The organism is Pedobacter africanus (genome assembly GCF_040548825.1).
Lineage (GTDB): Bacteria > Bacteroidota > Bacteroidia > Sphingobacteriales > Sphingobacteriaceae > Pedobacter > Pedobacter africanus_A.
Genome location: NZ_JBEPSL010000001.1, coordinates 1,598,426 through 1,614,054 on the forward strand (window position 1 = coordinate 1,598,426; position 15,629 = coordinate 1,614,054).

The following is a 15,629-nucleotide window of genomic DNA, read 5'->3' on the forward strand; positions in this document are numbered from 1 at the left end:
AAGTAGGTAACTCATTTTCACCCGAGTTACATGAGAGGCATCAATTTTATAACTTGATGCTGGTTATCTGAACCGTATCGTTGCAACTTAACAGTTCATTTGTTGTGCACAAGGTCTTTAACTCAATAAATACTTAATGTCATCTAGTCTGTAAGGATCAGGTAGCTTGTACCCATTCACCAGGATGGTTGGGGTAAAGGTAACTTCTGTCAACTCGCACCACTCCTTTTGCCTTTGGGTAACCACTTCCATTTCGCCATTCACCTGCATCGGATAATTCTTTGCCCAGGTATCGTAATCTTTCTTGGCACTATCGTACCAATCGCTCAATGCCTGTTCTACTTTCTTTTTATCGCCCAGTAAACTCAGCGCGGTTAAATGCCTTGCTACTTTTGTTTTCGGGTCATCGTCATGATTGGCTGTGGTAAAGACGATCTTTACCTGAATATCGTCCCTGGTATTTAACCATTGGTCAAGGGTGCGGTGCGTACTGGCACATGGGCCGCAGAACGGATTGCTGACCATGGTGATGATGTTTTCTGCTTCAGCATTACCCAATACAATAGGCATAATGTCATTAGGTACCGAAAAACGCGGTTGATTGGTCAAAACCTGGTTGAACAGATCGCTATTGTATTTGAATTTCTTTAATTGTTGTTTCAAAGGAGCCAGTTGCTCCGCTTTCAGCATAAAGGGCTTTACAAATGCCCATATCACAACCGGGATTGCAAAACTGAACAGCATAGCTAGAATTGTGGTTATTTCCAAAGCTGGTACTGTGTATCCTGTGCCTGTTGCGAAAACGATAAACTGCAGCCAAAGCAAAGCCTGCACCGTACAGCACAATACACACCAGTTTTTGGCTTTATACTGGTACCAGAGCGACCAGAAAGTATAAGGCAGGCAGCATAAATTTAAAATGGCTAAATAGGGAACCGCATTATTTACGAATAACAAACTCAGCAAGGAGCCTGCAAAGTAGAAAAAGCCTACTTCACTCCAGCTTAGCCAGTCGGTAACCTTTGCTTCTTTGGATTTTAAAATGGCATTACAATCGTTTTTTTTGCCCAGACTGCAGAGGTTTTGTACAAAAGGATTGCTGGCATTGACACTATAGATCAGCAGTAAAGTACTTACCGTAAGGCCTGCCAAACTAAGTACAGTTAAAGCTGTAAACACCCAGCTGAAGCTGTACTGGAAAAAGACATAGACGATGCAGCTTAAAATGGCAACAACCAGTGCAGGGATGCGCAAGCCGTTTAAAAGCCCCTTAAAAGACTGTGCTTTATAGTCGGCCTCCCCACTTTCTGCGCTTGCTTCGGCATATAAGATCACCCCTCCCCATTGGGCAAGAAAATCCTGCTCAGGCATGCTGGCGTTGCTTTTTTTCTCGTCGGTATAGTTTACAGATCCTTTATTGATGTTGTTGATCAGGATAAACTGCCCCGTTTTCTGAAGGTGTGCAATCAGCGGAAAGGAAAGATCGGCCGGATTGTAATCATTTTTATCAATCTGATAGGCATTGTTGGGGATTTTCCATTCGGTCAGGCAATCACTAAGTGCCAGCAGACTTGGATAATCCGGATGTTCATGTAATGCGGATTTAATGGTCTCATAACTTACACGGACATTTAATTTTTTTACCAGTGCATGAAGTACAGCAACGGCGTTTTCTTTTTTTGAAAAGGGAGATAAGAGCATAGTTTGAAAGTTTGGTTAGTTATTTAAAAGTAGAAAATTAATTCGAATATCAATGACAAAATTGATTACAATGAATCGAAAATTTCTTTCAATCGGGGATCACTTGGTCTTGGCGCATCTGCTTTCAGCAGAATACCATTTGCATCTATCAAAATGTATCTCGGAATCGTTTTTAGTTTAAAAAAGGCCGCAAAGTTGGATTCAAAGTTATCTGGCATGTGGTAGGTAGATTGCAAATTCAGTTCTTTTGCTTTTGAACACCATGCTTTGGTATCCTTGTCGAAGGATAAATAAATGAATTTTATTTTATTGCCATAGCTTTTTTCCAGTTCCTTTGAAAACGGGAATTCATCAATACAAGGCCTGCACCAGGAAGCCCAGCAATCAATCAGGGTTGGCTTTTTGGTAATTATATCTTTTAATGGTTGTGATTTTCCTTTTACGTTTGTAACCTGGCTATTCATTACATCAATAAAATTCAGGCTTTCTTTTACCTGCTTTGTTTTGAGCAATGAATCTATATAAGAGATAAATTTTGGATTTTTACAGTCGGAGTTAAAACGTGTCATTATTTCCGGGCTGATCATCCTGTGATCGCCATAGCTGATGTATGTTTTCAAGTGTCTTGACAGCAAATCATCTCTCATTTCATCTTTAAAGTCCCTTTTTATGAGGTTGTAGGTTGTAGTAAAGCGATTTTGATTATAAAAATCAGCCGATTTGAAGGGCGAAGTCATCACCAGAAGATATTGGTAAAGCACATGGGCTGAAGTGACTGCCTTTGAAAATCCTTCTGATTTAAGTCTGTTGTAATCAATTTTTGGGTTTAGTATGGAGGTAATATCTGCTGAAGTGTCATCTGATTTCAGAGTTGACTGCAGGAAGACCAGGTCTCTTACATAAGCTGCATAAACCTCATTATATACCATTTCTTTGATGTGTAAAGGGATATTATGCCGGATACAATACTCATTGAGGTAATTCTGGCGATTGTGAAACCTCGTTTCAGCTAACCGGATAAATTCATCAGCTGTTTTCCCTTTTGGATTGATCATGTCTGATTTTACGTCGGTAGTTGCAAGTGCCATGGAATCCAGGATGCTATAGATGTATTTGTTTTTACCTGAATAACTTAGGCTATAATACCATGGCAGCAATATGTCCTTAGGTTTTTCCAGTTTGCCAATAGTAACTTTCATCGTATCTCCCGGAATTAAAATCACTTCGTGACCAAAAAGATCTTCAAATATGGCAAGGCTGGTATCTTTGAGCGCATAGGTAACAATGGTGCTGCTCATCTCGCCGGATTTAATTGCCTGGATATTTACAGGTTTATGAGACGGGATTTTTCCGGTGCAAAGTGCGTATAGTTTTTTATTTAAAACAAAATGAAATGCGTCTTTATTGAAACCAGGCTGGTTTGGGTTATAAGAAAGAACTATTGTTGTTTGCTGGGCATTTGAATGAATTCCGGCATAAAACAACAGTAACAAGAGGAGCTTTAATTTCATTTGGTTTGGTTTTTTGGGTTAAGGTATGCATTTTCATGCATACCTTGAAAATCGAATTAGCAGGAAATGCTTGCACAACATGGTTGTGAGTTACACCATGCATAGGGGTCTTGTGAAACGGGCATTGTAATGCTAGCCCCTGTACCACAACCACCCCCACTGCCTGTTATCTCACAGGTCATGGTACCGCTGCCATCGTTATGAAAACAGGCATGGGTTGTGGCACTGCATACCTGATTTGGTAAACAATCAGAATCTGTCATGCAATAGGCACCTCCTACTACTTTTTTCATCTCAGCTTTGCTGAGGGGAGTGAAGTTTTTCATAAAATTAAGTTTAGTTATGTAGAGCCCGATTCCACCAGGGCTATTTTGGTGACATTAATTGCTTATCATTTACAGGCGGAAAGTAAATTCGCACTGAAACAACGATAACATATTGACGAACCTCTTATGTTTATTTAAAAATTTCATCTATTCTTTTGTAGATCGAATCATCCTCGCCAACATATCTCCCTACAATATTCCCTTGTGGATCCACAATAATTTTTGTTGGAAAGCCTGCTACACTATATTTAAGAATATAATCATCATCATTCCTGTTCAAAACCTGGTGCCAGTGGTAATCCTTATTTTTGTCAAGAAACTCTCGCCATTTATTGCCATTATCAGACTCATTGGCAACGCCTACCATTTCCATTTTACCCTTGTACTTATCCAGATATTCTTTCATTTTGGGCATTCCGGAAACACAAGGGCCGCACCATGTACCCCAAAAATCTAAAATTACATATTTGCCTTTCAAAGCAGCAAGTTCAAACCTTTTTTTATTATAAGTATGCATTGAGTTGATTGTCGGAGCAGGCTTCCCAATTGTGGTGGCTCGAAGTCCTTCTACTCTCTTTACAACTTCTATATAGAATGGGTTGGTTTTTAGTTTTTGCTGGTCCATTTTCTGATATAGGGTAATTGCTTCCTCGTTTTTGACCTGGTTTCTTAACATCATGTCGCCAAGCAGCCATGCTGCCGCCGCGGATGAAGGATGGTTCTTTATAAATGCTGTTTTGATATTTACTACGTCATTGTCCAGCTTTTCAATTTGTTCTTTCGCTTTTTTAATAGCTAAAGAATCGGTAATTAAAATTTTAGCGATTTTAACGGCCAGATTAACACTCTCATTCATTAATGGATATATGGCGTTGTTTAAACTACCCAGATCATTATTTGCTGGATCTCCAGAGGGGTAAGCATCAACGAAGTCAGTAATTTTTCCGCTGAATTTTATGTTTGCTCCCGGAAAGGCGATGAATTGAAATGTAGAGGATTTAGCCGGATAAAACCCTCTATTTACCCTCTTCATTACGCTTTCATTAGGAGGATAAAAACTAATCGATTCCATACCTTCAATTTTACTAGTATAATTAAAGTATCCATCACTAACTTTGACAGAATCGACTACGCTACTGCCATTTTTGTCCTTGGTATAAATGCGTATTGTTTTTGATTCAAGGCCATCTATTTTACCCGATACAGTGAATTTTCCTTCTTGGGCAAATACGGATGAAGAAAGCAATAACAAGGAAATTATCATTTTTTTTCTCATTTTATTACATTTTAGACTTTAATGTTTTTTAAATTATATCTGAATTTCATATGATTTATTAACTGGTGGAAAGCAGATATGCGTATCACAGCATTGATATGAAATTGCGCAAGTTACTGCGCCTTTTCCGCTGCCACTGATTTCCTGGGTAAACATAATCTCGTCTTCATAAATGGTAGTTCCACTATCACTGAAGTATTTGAAAGAAGGCTTTTTTAGATCACCTACTTTCGCATAGCCTTCAGGCAGGCTGATCTTTATGGCGGTTTGGGTATAGGGGTCAACATCTGCAACAAAAGCATAGATGTGGTAGCCAGGATGAATCCTGACTTTAACCACAACTTCTTTATTTGCACCCTTGTCTACAATACCTGTGGCCACACTTACGGCATTGTTGTCATTTGTTTCTGCCGGTTTGATCTGGTTATAAGATACCTCTGTTGACTTTTTTTTATAGTTATTTCCTTCGGTATCCTTATCATAGCTGTTTACCATAAAATAATAGCCTCCGGTTTCTGTGAAGAATATTTTGCTCTTATTTTTCTCGTACCAGTTCCTCCACTCTCCTGCCGTTTTATAGTCAAGCAGGGTATAGCGGCCCAGGATGCGTTTGGCCTTTTCCGTGTCCTGACCTTTTTCCAGCATAGCAATGCATTTTTCCAACAGGCGTTTGTCGGTGTTTGGGATACCCAGGCTTTTCACATCTTCATCTACGGTAATTACGTAACTGGCATCTTCTGAGTAAAAGTAATCTTTGTTTTCATCGTAATATTTGAGGTAGGCAGCGCTGTTCGTGCTAAACTTGTTGAACAGCTCTTTCTGGTTTTTCTTCAGAAAGCCTTCAAAGGTCTGCTTTGGCTGTGTCTGGTAGCTTAAACTCTGTTCCTCACGTTCTGTCAGCTTTTCATTCCTGACTTTCTTTTCTTCTGCTTCCTTTTTTGCGGCCAGCATTTGCTGATCGAATTTCAGGTCCATTTCTGCATAACTGTCAAAAGCTTCTTTTGTGGCCAGGTATTTCCTTTCTTTCAGGTATTCCTTGGTGGCGCGCCTGTCCAGATATTTACGGGCAATCACGCCTTTGTCCTTAAACTTTGAAATATAAACAATGGCATTTGCCAGCACGTTCTGCGCTTCCGCGGTCATGTATTCAGGAGAAGCGGCAAAGCCCCAGTGAAAGAAGTTTCCATGCCGGCCCAAGGCAACAGCGTCCAGTGTTTTGGCACATACCCCGCTGGAAATGGATTCTGCATCCGGAGAATCTTCAAAGCCCCATGGTCTGGCTACCATTCCAATTCTGAACCCCTTATCAGTCACATAGCCTTTGGTTTGCACCCTCCACATGGGTAAGGTTTTAGGGGTAGGCTTACCCATGAAATACTCGTAATGAAAAGCATCTTCTGGTGTAGCTTTTTGTTCAATGGTCATTTTTACCGGGAATGGCCCTTTAAAGATCGGATGTTCTTTACGGAAGCTATGTGCATAGGCGTCCAGGCACAGGCAATACCAATCCAGTTTTAAACCAATGCTACGTCCCAGCTTCTCGCCCGTTTCACCTATAAAAACAACAGGTCTGTTAAAACTTTCTGTCAGGTAAGCCGGGGGAATATATTTGGTGACATTGCCCTTGGCATCTTTGATCATTTGTCTTTCAGCAATCGGTTTAGGCGTTCCATCGATTACAGTTACGTCATAAGTATTGGACATGTCCTGAGTATACCCCTTGGCATCCACTACCTTTACATTGCTGAAATGTTGCTTAAGCATGGCTTCAAATGAAGCCATACGTCGCTGTACATCTTTTGCTTTGTCTTCAGGTGTCTTAAAAGCATCATTTTCCCAGTTGGCAGAGCCACCAACATACAAAACGCTGAGATTGTTCAGGCTACCATTTTTCTGAGCCATTGCAGGCACAAAACAGCACAAGCTTAAAAGCAGCACTGCAATCTGAAATGTTATTCTTTTCATGGCATTGGTTTTACTTGAATTATGCTTGTTTAGGGTTGAGCAATAGATTGATCATCAGCTCCAGGTCATCCTCATTGTCGCCATCCGTACGGAAATTTGAGAAAATCAGGCGGCCTTCTTTATCGATCAGGAAATTCATAGGGGCTGCGTTGCGGTTATCCAGATTTCCTTTTGCCCTTCCTTCCACATCTTCCAAAGGCGTAAAGCTATAACCACTGCCCTTCATAAAGGGTACTACATAGTCATTTTGTTTGGATACGATGTTGATGCCCAGGTATTCCAGGTCTTTACCTTTAAATTTTTGGACTACATTTTCAAAGTGCGGGAACTCCCCACGGCATGGCCCACAGCCCGGAAACCAGTAGGTTAACAATACTACTTTGCCTTTATAATCGGCTAATGAAGCTTCACCAGGGCTCAGGTAACGTTTTAAACCATTAAATGCAGTGGCAACTTGTGCATTGGCATTTAACCCTGCCCAGATATCTGCATCTGTTTGTGCTGTGCTCTTGCTCAGTTTATTGCCGTAGCTGGCTATCGCAGTTCTTAATGCAGTAGAAGGACTTTTTGCAAAAACCACAATCAGGCTATCGTAAGCTCCCCTGGTATTACCGGCCACATCATTTGCCTGTGCTTTTAGCAGCTCCAACTCTGTTTTAAACGAGGAATATTTCGATAATTTTAACAGTTTCAATTCAGTCAAAGCTTCAGCACCTTTTTTCTGATCCATTAGTGTTTTTGCTTTTGCTATGGTCTGGGCTTGCAATACCATGCCTGGCCATTGCTTTCTTTCCTCTTTTTCGGTCTTTTGCATTTCCTGAGCCAGAGCTACAGCCTTTTGAGGATTTTCTGAAAGCAAAATGTTGTAATAAGAAGACATGCCACTTGCCGACCAGTTGAACTTACCTGGCGCATAACTGTGGTGCAACAATTCAAAGTACTTCATTTTATCGACAGTTTTCTTTGACCGCACAGCAAGCCAATACAATGCCTGCGCCCCACGTTCGTGATCAGGAAAACGTTTGGCTACTTCAAGGCTCATTTTTGTCCATTTTACCTCATCTGTTTTACTAAATGATGACGCATAATAAAAGGCATAAGTAGGATTAGAAGGATCGGATGCTGCTGCTTTAGCCAGATAGCTGGCAGATAATTTGAAATCCCCCCAACGTTCGCCGTCCGACCACAACCCTCCCCAGGCTTCTGTAAATTTAGGGTCGATCTCAACTGCTTTTAACAGGTAAGGTTTGGCTTTCGGACTTTCTTCATTCAGATAGGCTTTTGCTATACCATATGGTACCATAGCCGATTTAGGGTGCTTTTTCATCCAGATGGCATATTGTTTTTCCAGTTCTGGATTTTCTGTACCGATGGCTTTGGTATAAGCTGTATGTACACTTAAGCTATCGGGACTTGCTTCTACTGCAGCTTTCAGTTTGGCAAGCTGGGCCTTGTCGGTAACTACTTCATTTTTACCATGCTGGGCAAACCCTTCAATTGAATTGAAAAATAGCATGCCAGTAAGCAGCATTGCAGCTGCATTTAATCTGTTCAATATCATAGTTATAGGTTTTAAACAAGGAAGGTCTGATGAGAGACCTTCCAATCTTAATTAATATTTGTTTTGTTCGATCTGGCCATTGCTTGCATTGATATCTACCCCGTTAATAGGCACCATATATCTCTTGCTGCCCACAGGAAGTGTATACGTTTGGGGAGTATTTACATCTACCCCACCTGCATTGACTTTGAAGAAGTTCCGTGTGACTGTTACATCATCCCCAGGATAATTGTTTATACTGAACCTCCTGATGTCCATCCAGCGCATGGCGAAAGGAAATTCCCTTCTTCGTTCTGCCAGTACATTCTTAATAGCCTGATTAGTATCAGCAGCGCTTAGGTTTGTTGGTGTGGTAAACCTGGCGGCCCGCAGTTCATTAACTGCATTCATAGCCTCGCCTGGCTTTCCGGTACGCGCTAGGGCTTCAGCCTTATTCAATAACATTTCTGCCCGGGAAGGACCAGAAATGATTTGACGACCATCGCTAAATTGTGAATATCTAAAGGCAATAGGGCTGATCACACTGAATCTCCTGCCTCCGTTTTCAATCACAAACCACTTATAACGAAGATCATTCTGGCCTTCGTACATCTGTAACAAAGACTCGCTTGGTTGAAACCATTGGCCTGGGGTATTTGTATAGCGAGGGTAATAAAGTTCAGGCCACTGGAGTGTCTGTAAATTTGACCAGTTATACATTTCGGGGATTTCCAAAGATGCTGTAGGGTTGTTGTATACGATCGGAGGAGAGGCAATGATAGTTTTATAATCTTTCAGCACTACACTTGTTGAACTTAAAGCTCTATTTGCATATTCCAATGATTTAGGATAATCTTCTGTAAAAAGGTAATACCTGCTAAGCATTGCTTCAACCGTTTTCCTGGTGACCCGCCACCGCTTTGAAGCATCAACATCCTCTCTGTTCACCTTCATCGCTTCGTTGAGATCATCCAGTATAAACTGATAGACTTCTCCCAAACTTGAGCGTTTAAGAGACTCTTCAACATTCGAAGTTTTTTTTAAAGGTAGTCCTGGAGTCGCCAAATTAGCTGAACTGTAAGGCAAACAATAATAATTGGCAAGCATCCAATAAGAATATGCACGGAGGAAATGTGCATCTGCCTTAACCATTGCTTTATCTGTAGCTGACCCAGCAGCCATTTCGACATTGTCAAGTACTGTGTTTGCAGTAAATATATTACGGTATTCCCGACTCCAAAAATTATCTGCAGGTTCACCAACGATCATGTCAACATCAAAAACGTAATAAAATATAGAAGCCAATGCATGCGCCCTGTTAACATTATTTTTATAAAAATCAGCAGGAATTTCCGTATCATCGGTCGAAAATACGGCTGTATTGTTTGGTTCATCACACAGGGCAGGACTATTATCAACAAGTGCTTGTAACTGGTCTACATTCTTAATAGATGTCTGACGAGTTGGTTCCTGTTCTAAAAAACGTTTACAACCTGTTCCACTCAGCATTAAAATAATACCTAAGGTTGTTATATATGATAATTTCATAGCTTATAAGTTAAAATTGAAGATTTAGACCGAAAGTATAGGTTCCAACAGGCCTGTTTGTTCCCGGTAACCATTCCGGGTGGTAATTTTTGCTATTGTTGGTATAAAGCAAACCCATATTTCTCATTTGTGCATACACCTTAATGTTACTAAAGCTGGCTTTGTTGGCCCATGATTTCGGAAGAAAATATTCTAAATTAACCTCTTTCAATTCCATAAAAGAGGAACTCTCTACCAATCCATGCAGGTTTGGCGTATACCTAGACCATAAATAGGAATTGGATTCGTTTAGTTTTGGAAATTCTGGCATAGTTGGGTCGCCAGCAAAAACATCCGCCACAAAACGGTCTACTGATGTCTTACTCGATCCAACAGTAGTAGAATAATTAAACACCGGTCTGCGGAACTTACCTCCAAAAGTACCAGTCATTACAACCATTAGGTTAAAGTTTCTGTAGCTAAAATTGTTAATCCAACCCAGGGTATGTGGCGGAATAGCAGTTCCTTCATACCTCAAAAATTCACGGCCTAAGCCCCTGTTATGTAAAGTAACCGCATTCATTGTGGATGGTGTTTGATTGGGGCCTTCAACATATGGTACACCGTCAATCATACCTGCGTAGTTGTATGCGTATACAGCGCCTACAGGTCGTTCTTCTACATACTGACCATCAATCATCTCAAAAGCAACAAGTGCTGGAAAATAAAGCTTCGTTACCTTATTTTTGTTGTAAGCATAGGTTAAATTGGTGTTATATGCAAAATCACGGCTAATGGTTACCAATGTTCCGAGTTCAATTTCAATGCCCTTGTTCGATATGCCTGCATTGTTTACGCGTGCACTGGTTGTTCCGGTTGCCGACGCAAGTGCAATATTCCCAACGATATCTTTGCCGATTTTATTGTAAGCATCAAACTTCCCAAAAAGCTTTCGCCCAAACAATGAAAAATCAATACCAAAATTGGTGGTATAGGTCCTTTCCCACCGTAAAAGTTCATTTCCTACAGTTCCAATTGTACCTGATATTAATCCGGTACTAGCATTTGGTGAAGTTCCAATATTTACCAATGTTTGTGTAGAAACTGTCTGATTGGCTAAGCCATTACTCCCGTAAGTTAAACGTACATTTAAGGCATCAATCCATTTTAACGGTTTTATAAAGTTTTCATTTCCGGCATTCCACATCGCGCCTACCGACCATAATGGGGTCCATCTTAGTTTTGGATTATCGGTAATAAAATTCGAAGCGTCACTCCTTACACTTCCTGATAAGCTATATTTCCCGTCAAAAGTATACCCGGCACTGGTGTAAAAAGAAGCCAAGCGATTAGACCTCCATGACAAAATGGTGTTACCTCCATCGGTTGGAAACAAAGAGCCTAAAGGGGGTAATGGTGCCGCTGCAACAGGGTTGTCAAATGTACGGAGTGGATTCACTGAACTTCCATAGCCGTAGGGAGGGACTGTAATCTGATTCTTTTCTGGAAAGTATCCCCATGCAGTTGGGTTATTTTGTCCTGTAGTCAGTTCGTCAACTATTTCCGAACCTGCAATTGCCGTAATCTGGTGCTTATTCCCAATTTTTTTGTCAAAATTAAATTGTCCCCTTAAGGTATAACTTTGAAAATCACCCTCCCTTAGGTTGGAACCGTCATAAATTCCCTGCGATGTGCGTAAAATACCTCCCTTCGGCAAATATATTTTGCCAACAGCTTTGGTCGCATCATTGTACTCCAGGTAAGAATTCACATAATTTCTAACCTCAAAAGTCTCTTCGTTAAAATACGACCTGGAATTTATTTTTCTTTTTTCGTATTGGGCAGTACCGTCAAAATTTAAGCCGCTTAAAATTTTAGCGGTAACACCTCCCTGGAGTCGTACACTAATGTTTTCGTTGGTACGTTCCCTGCCACGAACTTCCCTTAGTAAGTTGTATGACCAGTCCTGATAAGGAAACTTGTTTAAAGGTAACTTACTCAGTTCTACCCTGTTCAATCGACGTAAATTCACCCCGTAACTTCCATCCTCGTTTAACAACAATTCATAAGGGGAAAGTTCCTCAATTTCAGCAATATCTGTACCTGATTGTCCACCCACGCCACTGAAGTCGTTCTTCCTGTAAGAAACGTTTGCGCCGAAATTAAAAGTAAGGAAAGATGTGGCTTTAAAGTTATTGTTGAAATTGAGAACGACCCGGTCATAGCCCCTTTTTTTAAATCCTTCCCGATTGTTTTCATACAATAAAGAGGCGGCAGTCCTCATTTTTTCTGTCCCACCTGAAAACCGGAGGTTTACCTGGTTCAAAATAGCACGTTGCATCAATTCCTCACGGATTTGAGACCTGTTGTCAATTGCGCTAAGACGGGCCAGCTCTGAGTTTAACTGTGATTCGGTGATGGTACCATTTCTAAACGCAAATAATTGTTCCTGGGCCAAGGTCAGCGGCTTTTGGATTTCAGTAAATCCACCAGCATAAGGAAAAAGAACCAAATTCCGATCAAACGCAAGTTTTTCATAACGGATATGGTCAGGTGACTTTGCCTGCCTCATCACCTGGTCCAGATCAATCATGTCAGATATACGTGTAAATGCCTGAACTTCCACATTGGACTTTCCTGCTTTTGGCGTTTTAGTTGTGATCACAATTACCCCATTAGCGCCCCTGGATCCCCAAATGGATAAGGCAGCAGCATCTTTTAATACGGTAACTGATTCTACATCATTGGGATTGATATTGTTGAAATCAAATCCTGAAATGGCAAAACCATCTACTACTACCAATGGTTGTGTTACCGCAAGCGGTTGATTGGTTGTTGAATTCATGGTCCCCGCTCCTCTTAATAAAAAAGATACACTGCCATCCAGGTTTTCTTTGGCTTGCAGACCTGCAACAGTGCCCTGTAGTGCAGTAGACAAATTGGAAACTGGCCGTCTGGACAAGACCTCCTGACCGACTACATCATAGGAACCGGTAGCTCTGTCCTTGGATATTTTCTGATATCCAGTACTTCCTGTGATCGCGACTGCCGCAAGCTCTGCAGAAGATTCATCAAGTACAATGTTCATAAAACCAGCCCTGCCGGCTATTTCCTTAGGTTTATAGCCTATATAGGAAACAACCAGCACAACGCCTTCTTCTACATCGTTTAATCTGAAATTTCCCTGTGCATTGGTGATCACAGCTTTGCTGCTGCCTTTTACCTTTACAGTTGCTCCAGGTAAAGGATTTCCCTTTTGATCGGTTACTTTACCACTGATATTGATTTTCTTAAAGAAATCGCTAATAGATTCGAACAATGACTTTTCCTTTCTTCTGACCACAATGGTATTCTGGTCGATCGTATAAGTAAGTGGTTGATGGTTAAAAGCCTCATCCAGGACATTCCTGAGCTGGGCACCATTTACATTGATACTGATGCGTTTGGCACTTCTCAGCTCCTGTGGTTCATATAGAAAGTCGTAACCGCTTTGTGCCTTGATTTCTCTGAACAGTTGTTCAAGAGTAATGTTCTTTCTGGATAGGGTCAGTCTTTGGGCAAAACCAGATGCAGATACTTGCATCAGGGTCATTAAGAGCAGAATACAGGTTAGGTTTATCCGCATTACTGTTTGTTTTGATAGTATACCTTTGGTTGAAGTGCAAAGCAGTAGCTTACGCTTCAATTGAATGTAAAATTTCATACATTTGAATTGTTTAGGTTAGTTGATATGGTTGTGTGAAGACAATTTAAAAGGTAACCTAAATTTACCGGGAGTGGCTCCAATCACTCCTGGTTTATTCAGTTACCGTTACAGGGTATAGTTATGGCATAACGGTAATCCTCCTTCCTTCTACTTTAAAATGAACACCTTCTGTTAACTCAAATTTTCTCAATATTTCGGATACGTTTTTAAATCGTGAAATTGATCCCTCATAGCGCTTGTCAGGAATATTTTTGCTGTAGGTAACCTCAACATCGTACCACCTTGATATTTTGCGCATAATGCTTTGCAGACTCTCATCCTTAAAAATAAAATAACCGTCTTTCCAGGCTGTTGCAGCTTCCAGATCAGCCTTTTCAATATTAAGTATTCCCCCGGTTAAAACAGCTTGCTGACCTGGTATCAAAGTTAAGGATTGTTGCTGATCTTTATCCTGATTTTTTGATACTTTCACCGAACCTTCAACTAAGGTGGTCCTGGTTTCATTTTCATTAGCATAGCTAGTGACGTTAAAATGGGTTCCCAGAACCTCAACAGTTTGATTGTCCGTATTTACTGTGAATGGCTGCTTCCGGTTGTGTGCGACTTCAAAATAAGCTTCCCCTGATAATTCTATCGCTCTTTTATGCAGTCCGGCAAAGCTTTCAGGGTATTTTATTCTGGAAGAGCTATTTAACCATACTTTGGTCCCATCAGGAAGTATGATCTGGTATTGTCCGCCCCTTGGGGTTTCAATGGTATTATAACTGGTTACTCTTGTTTTGCCGGATTGCTGATAAACCAGCTGTCCATCAGCTGCTTTAACAATATTTTCCGAATTTCTCATCAACGAATCGTTGCCTGCAGCGGTAAGCTCCACCTGAATGCCGTTACCTAAGGTTAGCACAGCCTTCTGGGTGCCGGGCGGAATATCATTTTTTATAATATTTTTTGATAAAAACTCCTTTTCTTTAAAAACGCCCCTGTAATTCAGCATCAGTATGGCAATCAGACTGATCAGTACCAGACTTGCTGCAATTCCGTACCACATTCTATAAACGGGTATTGTAGGTTTGGGGTTTGCAGTAAAACGTTTGTCACTTAAAATCTGCTGATACAGTACTTTCGATTCCAACTCGGTAAAAGGCTGCGTTATGGGTTGCGCATTCCATACCTGTTCCATAAAGGCATGTAGTTCTGTATCACGCCTGGCTTCCTGTACGTAATCCATTAACTCATTATAGTCGGTATGCGGTATGCTATTGGTCACATAGGCAACGAACAACTGACGTATTCTGGATTTATTGAAGTTCTTTTCTGATGTCATGTTATAATGAGATAATATAGGTAATACACGCCAGATGCAAAAGATAACTAGTCGGAATACATTTTTTTTTATTTTTTTATCTGAAGGCAAATTGCCGAGTTATTTTTACCTTGCAGGGATGAAATAACCGGGGCATGGAAGGGCAAATACATAGTGAAACTAAACTTATCATAGGGCTTCGTAATAATGAAGAACCTGTATTTGCTATTGTTTATGATACTTATAAAACCAAACTTTATAGCTTTGCCTGGCGTTTCCTTAAAAACAAGGCAATGAGCCAGGAAATTGTACAGGAAACCCTGATCAACCTTTGGACAAACCGGCATCAGCTGGATGTAAATTACCCCCTCGGTCCGTACTTATATAAGATTGCCAGGAGGTTAACGCTAAATGTACTGCGCAATGCAGCAACAGCAGGAGCTGCACGCGAAAAATTATGGTCAGACCTTAGCGAGGCACATAATGAAACAGAAGAAGCGGTATTGCTGGCCGATCTGCAGGAATTTACCGATCAGTCTGTAGCTAAACTGCCCAAACAGCAGCAGCTGGTTTTTAAACTTAGCCGTTATGAAGGGCTTAGCCATGAGGAGATTGCAGCAAGATTAAACATCTCTAAAAATACAGTAAACAACCACCTTGTTGAAGCCTTAAAGAACCTCCGGCAGCAATTCAAAGAATCGGGAATTTCCTATAGTATTTTACTGGCCTGGCTGTTTCTGAAATAAAGATTTAATGTCCATTTGCCGACTGTAA

General features: G+C 40.8%; 10 protein-coding genes. 1 reads left to right on the forward strand and 9 read right to left on the reverse strand.

What is annotated here, in order from left to right:
* Positions 1-117 precede the first annotated feature (117 nt).
* From ABIE26_RS06570 to ABIE26_RS06610, 9 genes are all read right to left on the reverse strand, one after another.
* Entirely contained in the window at positions 118-1,701 is a 1,584-nt protein-coding gene (locus ABIE26_RS06570; RefSeq protein ID WP_310138727.1) for a cysteine peptidase family C39 domain-containing protein, read from the reverse strand.
* A gap of 65 nt (positions 1,702-1,766) precedes the next feature.
* Positions 1,767-3,212 carry a TlpA family protein disulfide reductase gene (locus ABIE26_RS06575; RefSeq protein WP_310138725.1) on the reverse strand — a complete coding sequence of 482 codons (1,446 nt, stop codon included), beginning with the start codon at positions 3,210-3,212 and terminating at the stop codon, positions 1,767-1,769.
* A gap of 56 nt (positions 3,213-3,268) precedes the next feature.
* Positions 3,269-3,538, reverse strand: a complete 270-nt coding sequence (locus ABIE26_RS06580) for a hypothetical protein (RefSeq protein ID WP_310138722.1) — start codon at positions 3,536-3,538, stop codon at positions 3,269-3,271.
* 130 nt (positions 3,539-3,668) lie between these two features.
* A complete protein-coding gene (locus tag ABIE26_RS06585; protein WP_310138720.1) occupies positions 3,669-4,814 on the reverse strand; it encodes a TlpA family protein disulfide reductase in 1,146 nt (381 codons plus the stop codon).
* 33 nt (positions 4,815-4,847) lie between these two features.
* Positions 4,848-6,779, reverse strand: coding sequence for a protein-disulfide reductase DsbD domain-containing protein (locus ABIE26_RS06590; RefSeq protein ID WP_310138717.1), 1,932 nt, complete (start codon positions 6,777-6,779; stop codon positions 4,848-4,850).
* 19 nt (positions 6,780-6,798) lie between these two features.
* Positions 6,799-8,340, reverse strand: coding sequence for a redoxin domain-containing protein (locus ABIE26_RS06595; RefSeq protein ID WP_310138714.1), 1,542 nt, complete (start codon positions 8,338-8,340; stop codon positions 6,799-6,801).
* A gap of 51 nt (positions 8,341-8,391) precedes the next feature.
* A complete protein-coding gene (locus ABIE26_RS06600) occupies positions 8,392-9,867 on the reverse strand; it encodes a RagB/SusD family nutrient uptake outer membrane protein (protein ID WP_310138710.1) in 1,476 nt (491 codons plus the stop codon).
* 10 nt (positions 9,868-9,877) lie between these two features.
* Positions 9,878-13,549: a SusC/RagA family TonB-linked outer membrane protein gene (locus ABIE26_RS06605; RefSeq protein ID WP_310138709.1), complete on the reverse strand. Its 3,672-nt coding sequence runs from the start codon at positions 13,547-13,549 to the stop codon at positions 9,878-9,880.
* Between the two features lie 121 nt (positions 13,550-13,670).
* Positions 13,671-14,876 (reverse strand): FecR family protein, encoded by a 1,206-nt coding sequence (locus tag ABIE26_RS06610; protein ID WP_310138706.1) that lies wholly within the window; start codon positions 14,874-14,876, stop codon positions 13,671-13,673.
* A gap of 134 nt (positions 14,877-15,010) precedes the next feature.
* On the opposite strand from ABIE26_RS06610, the gene ABIE26_RS06615 reads away from it, so the two are divergent.
* Entirely contained in the window at positions 15,011-15,601 is a 591-nt protein-coding gene (locus ABIE26_RS06615; protein WP_310138704.1) for an RNA polymerase sigma factor, read from the forward strand.
* Positions 15,602-15,629 lie beyond the last annotated feature (28 nt).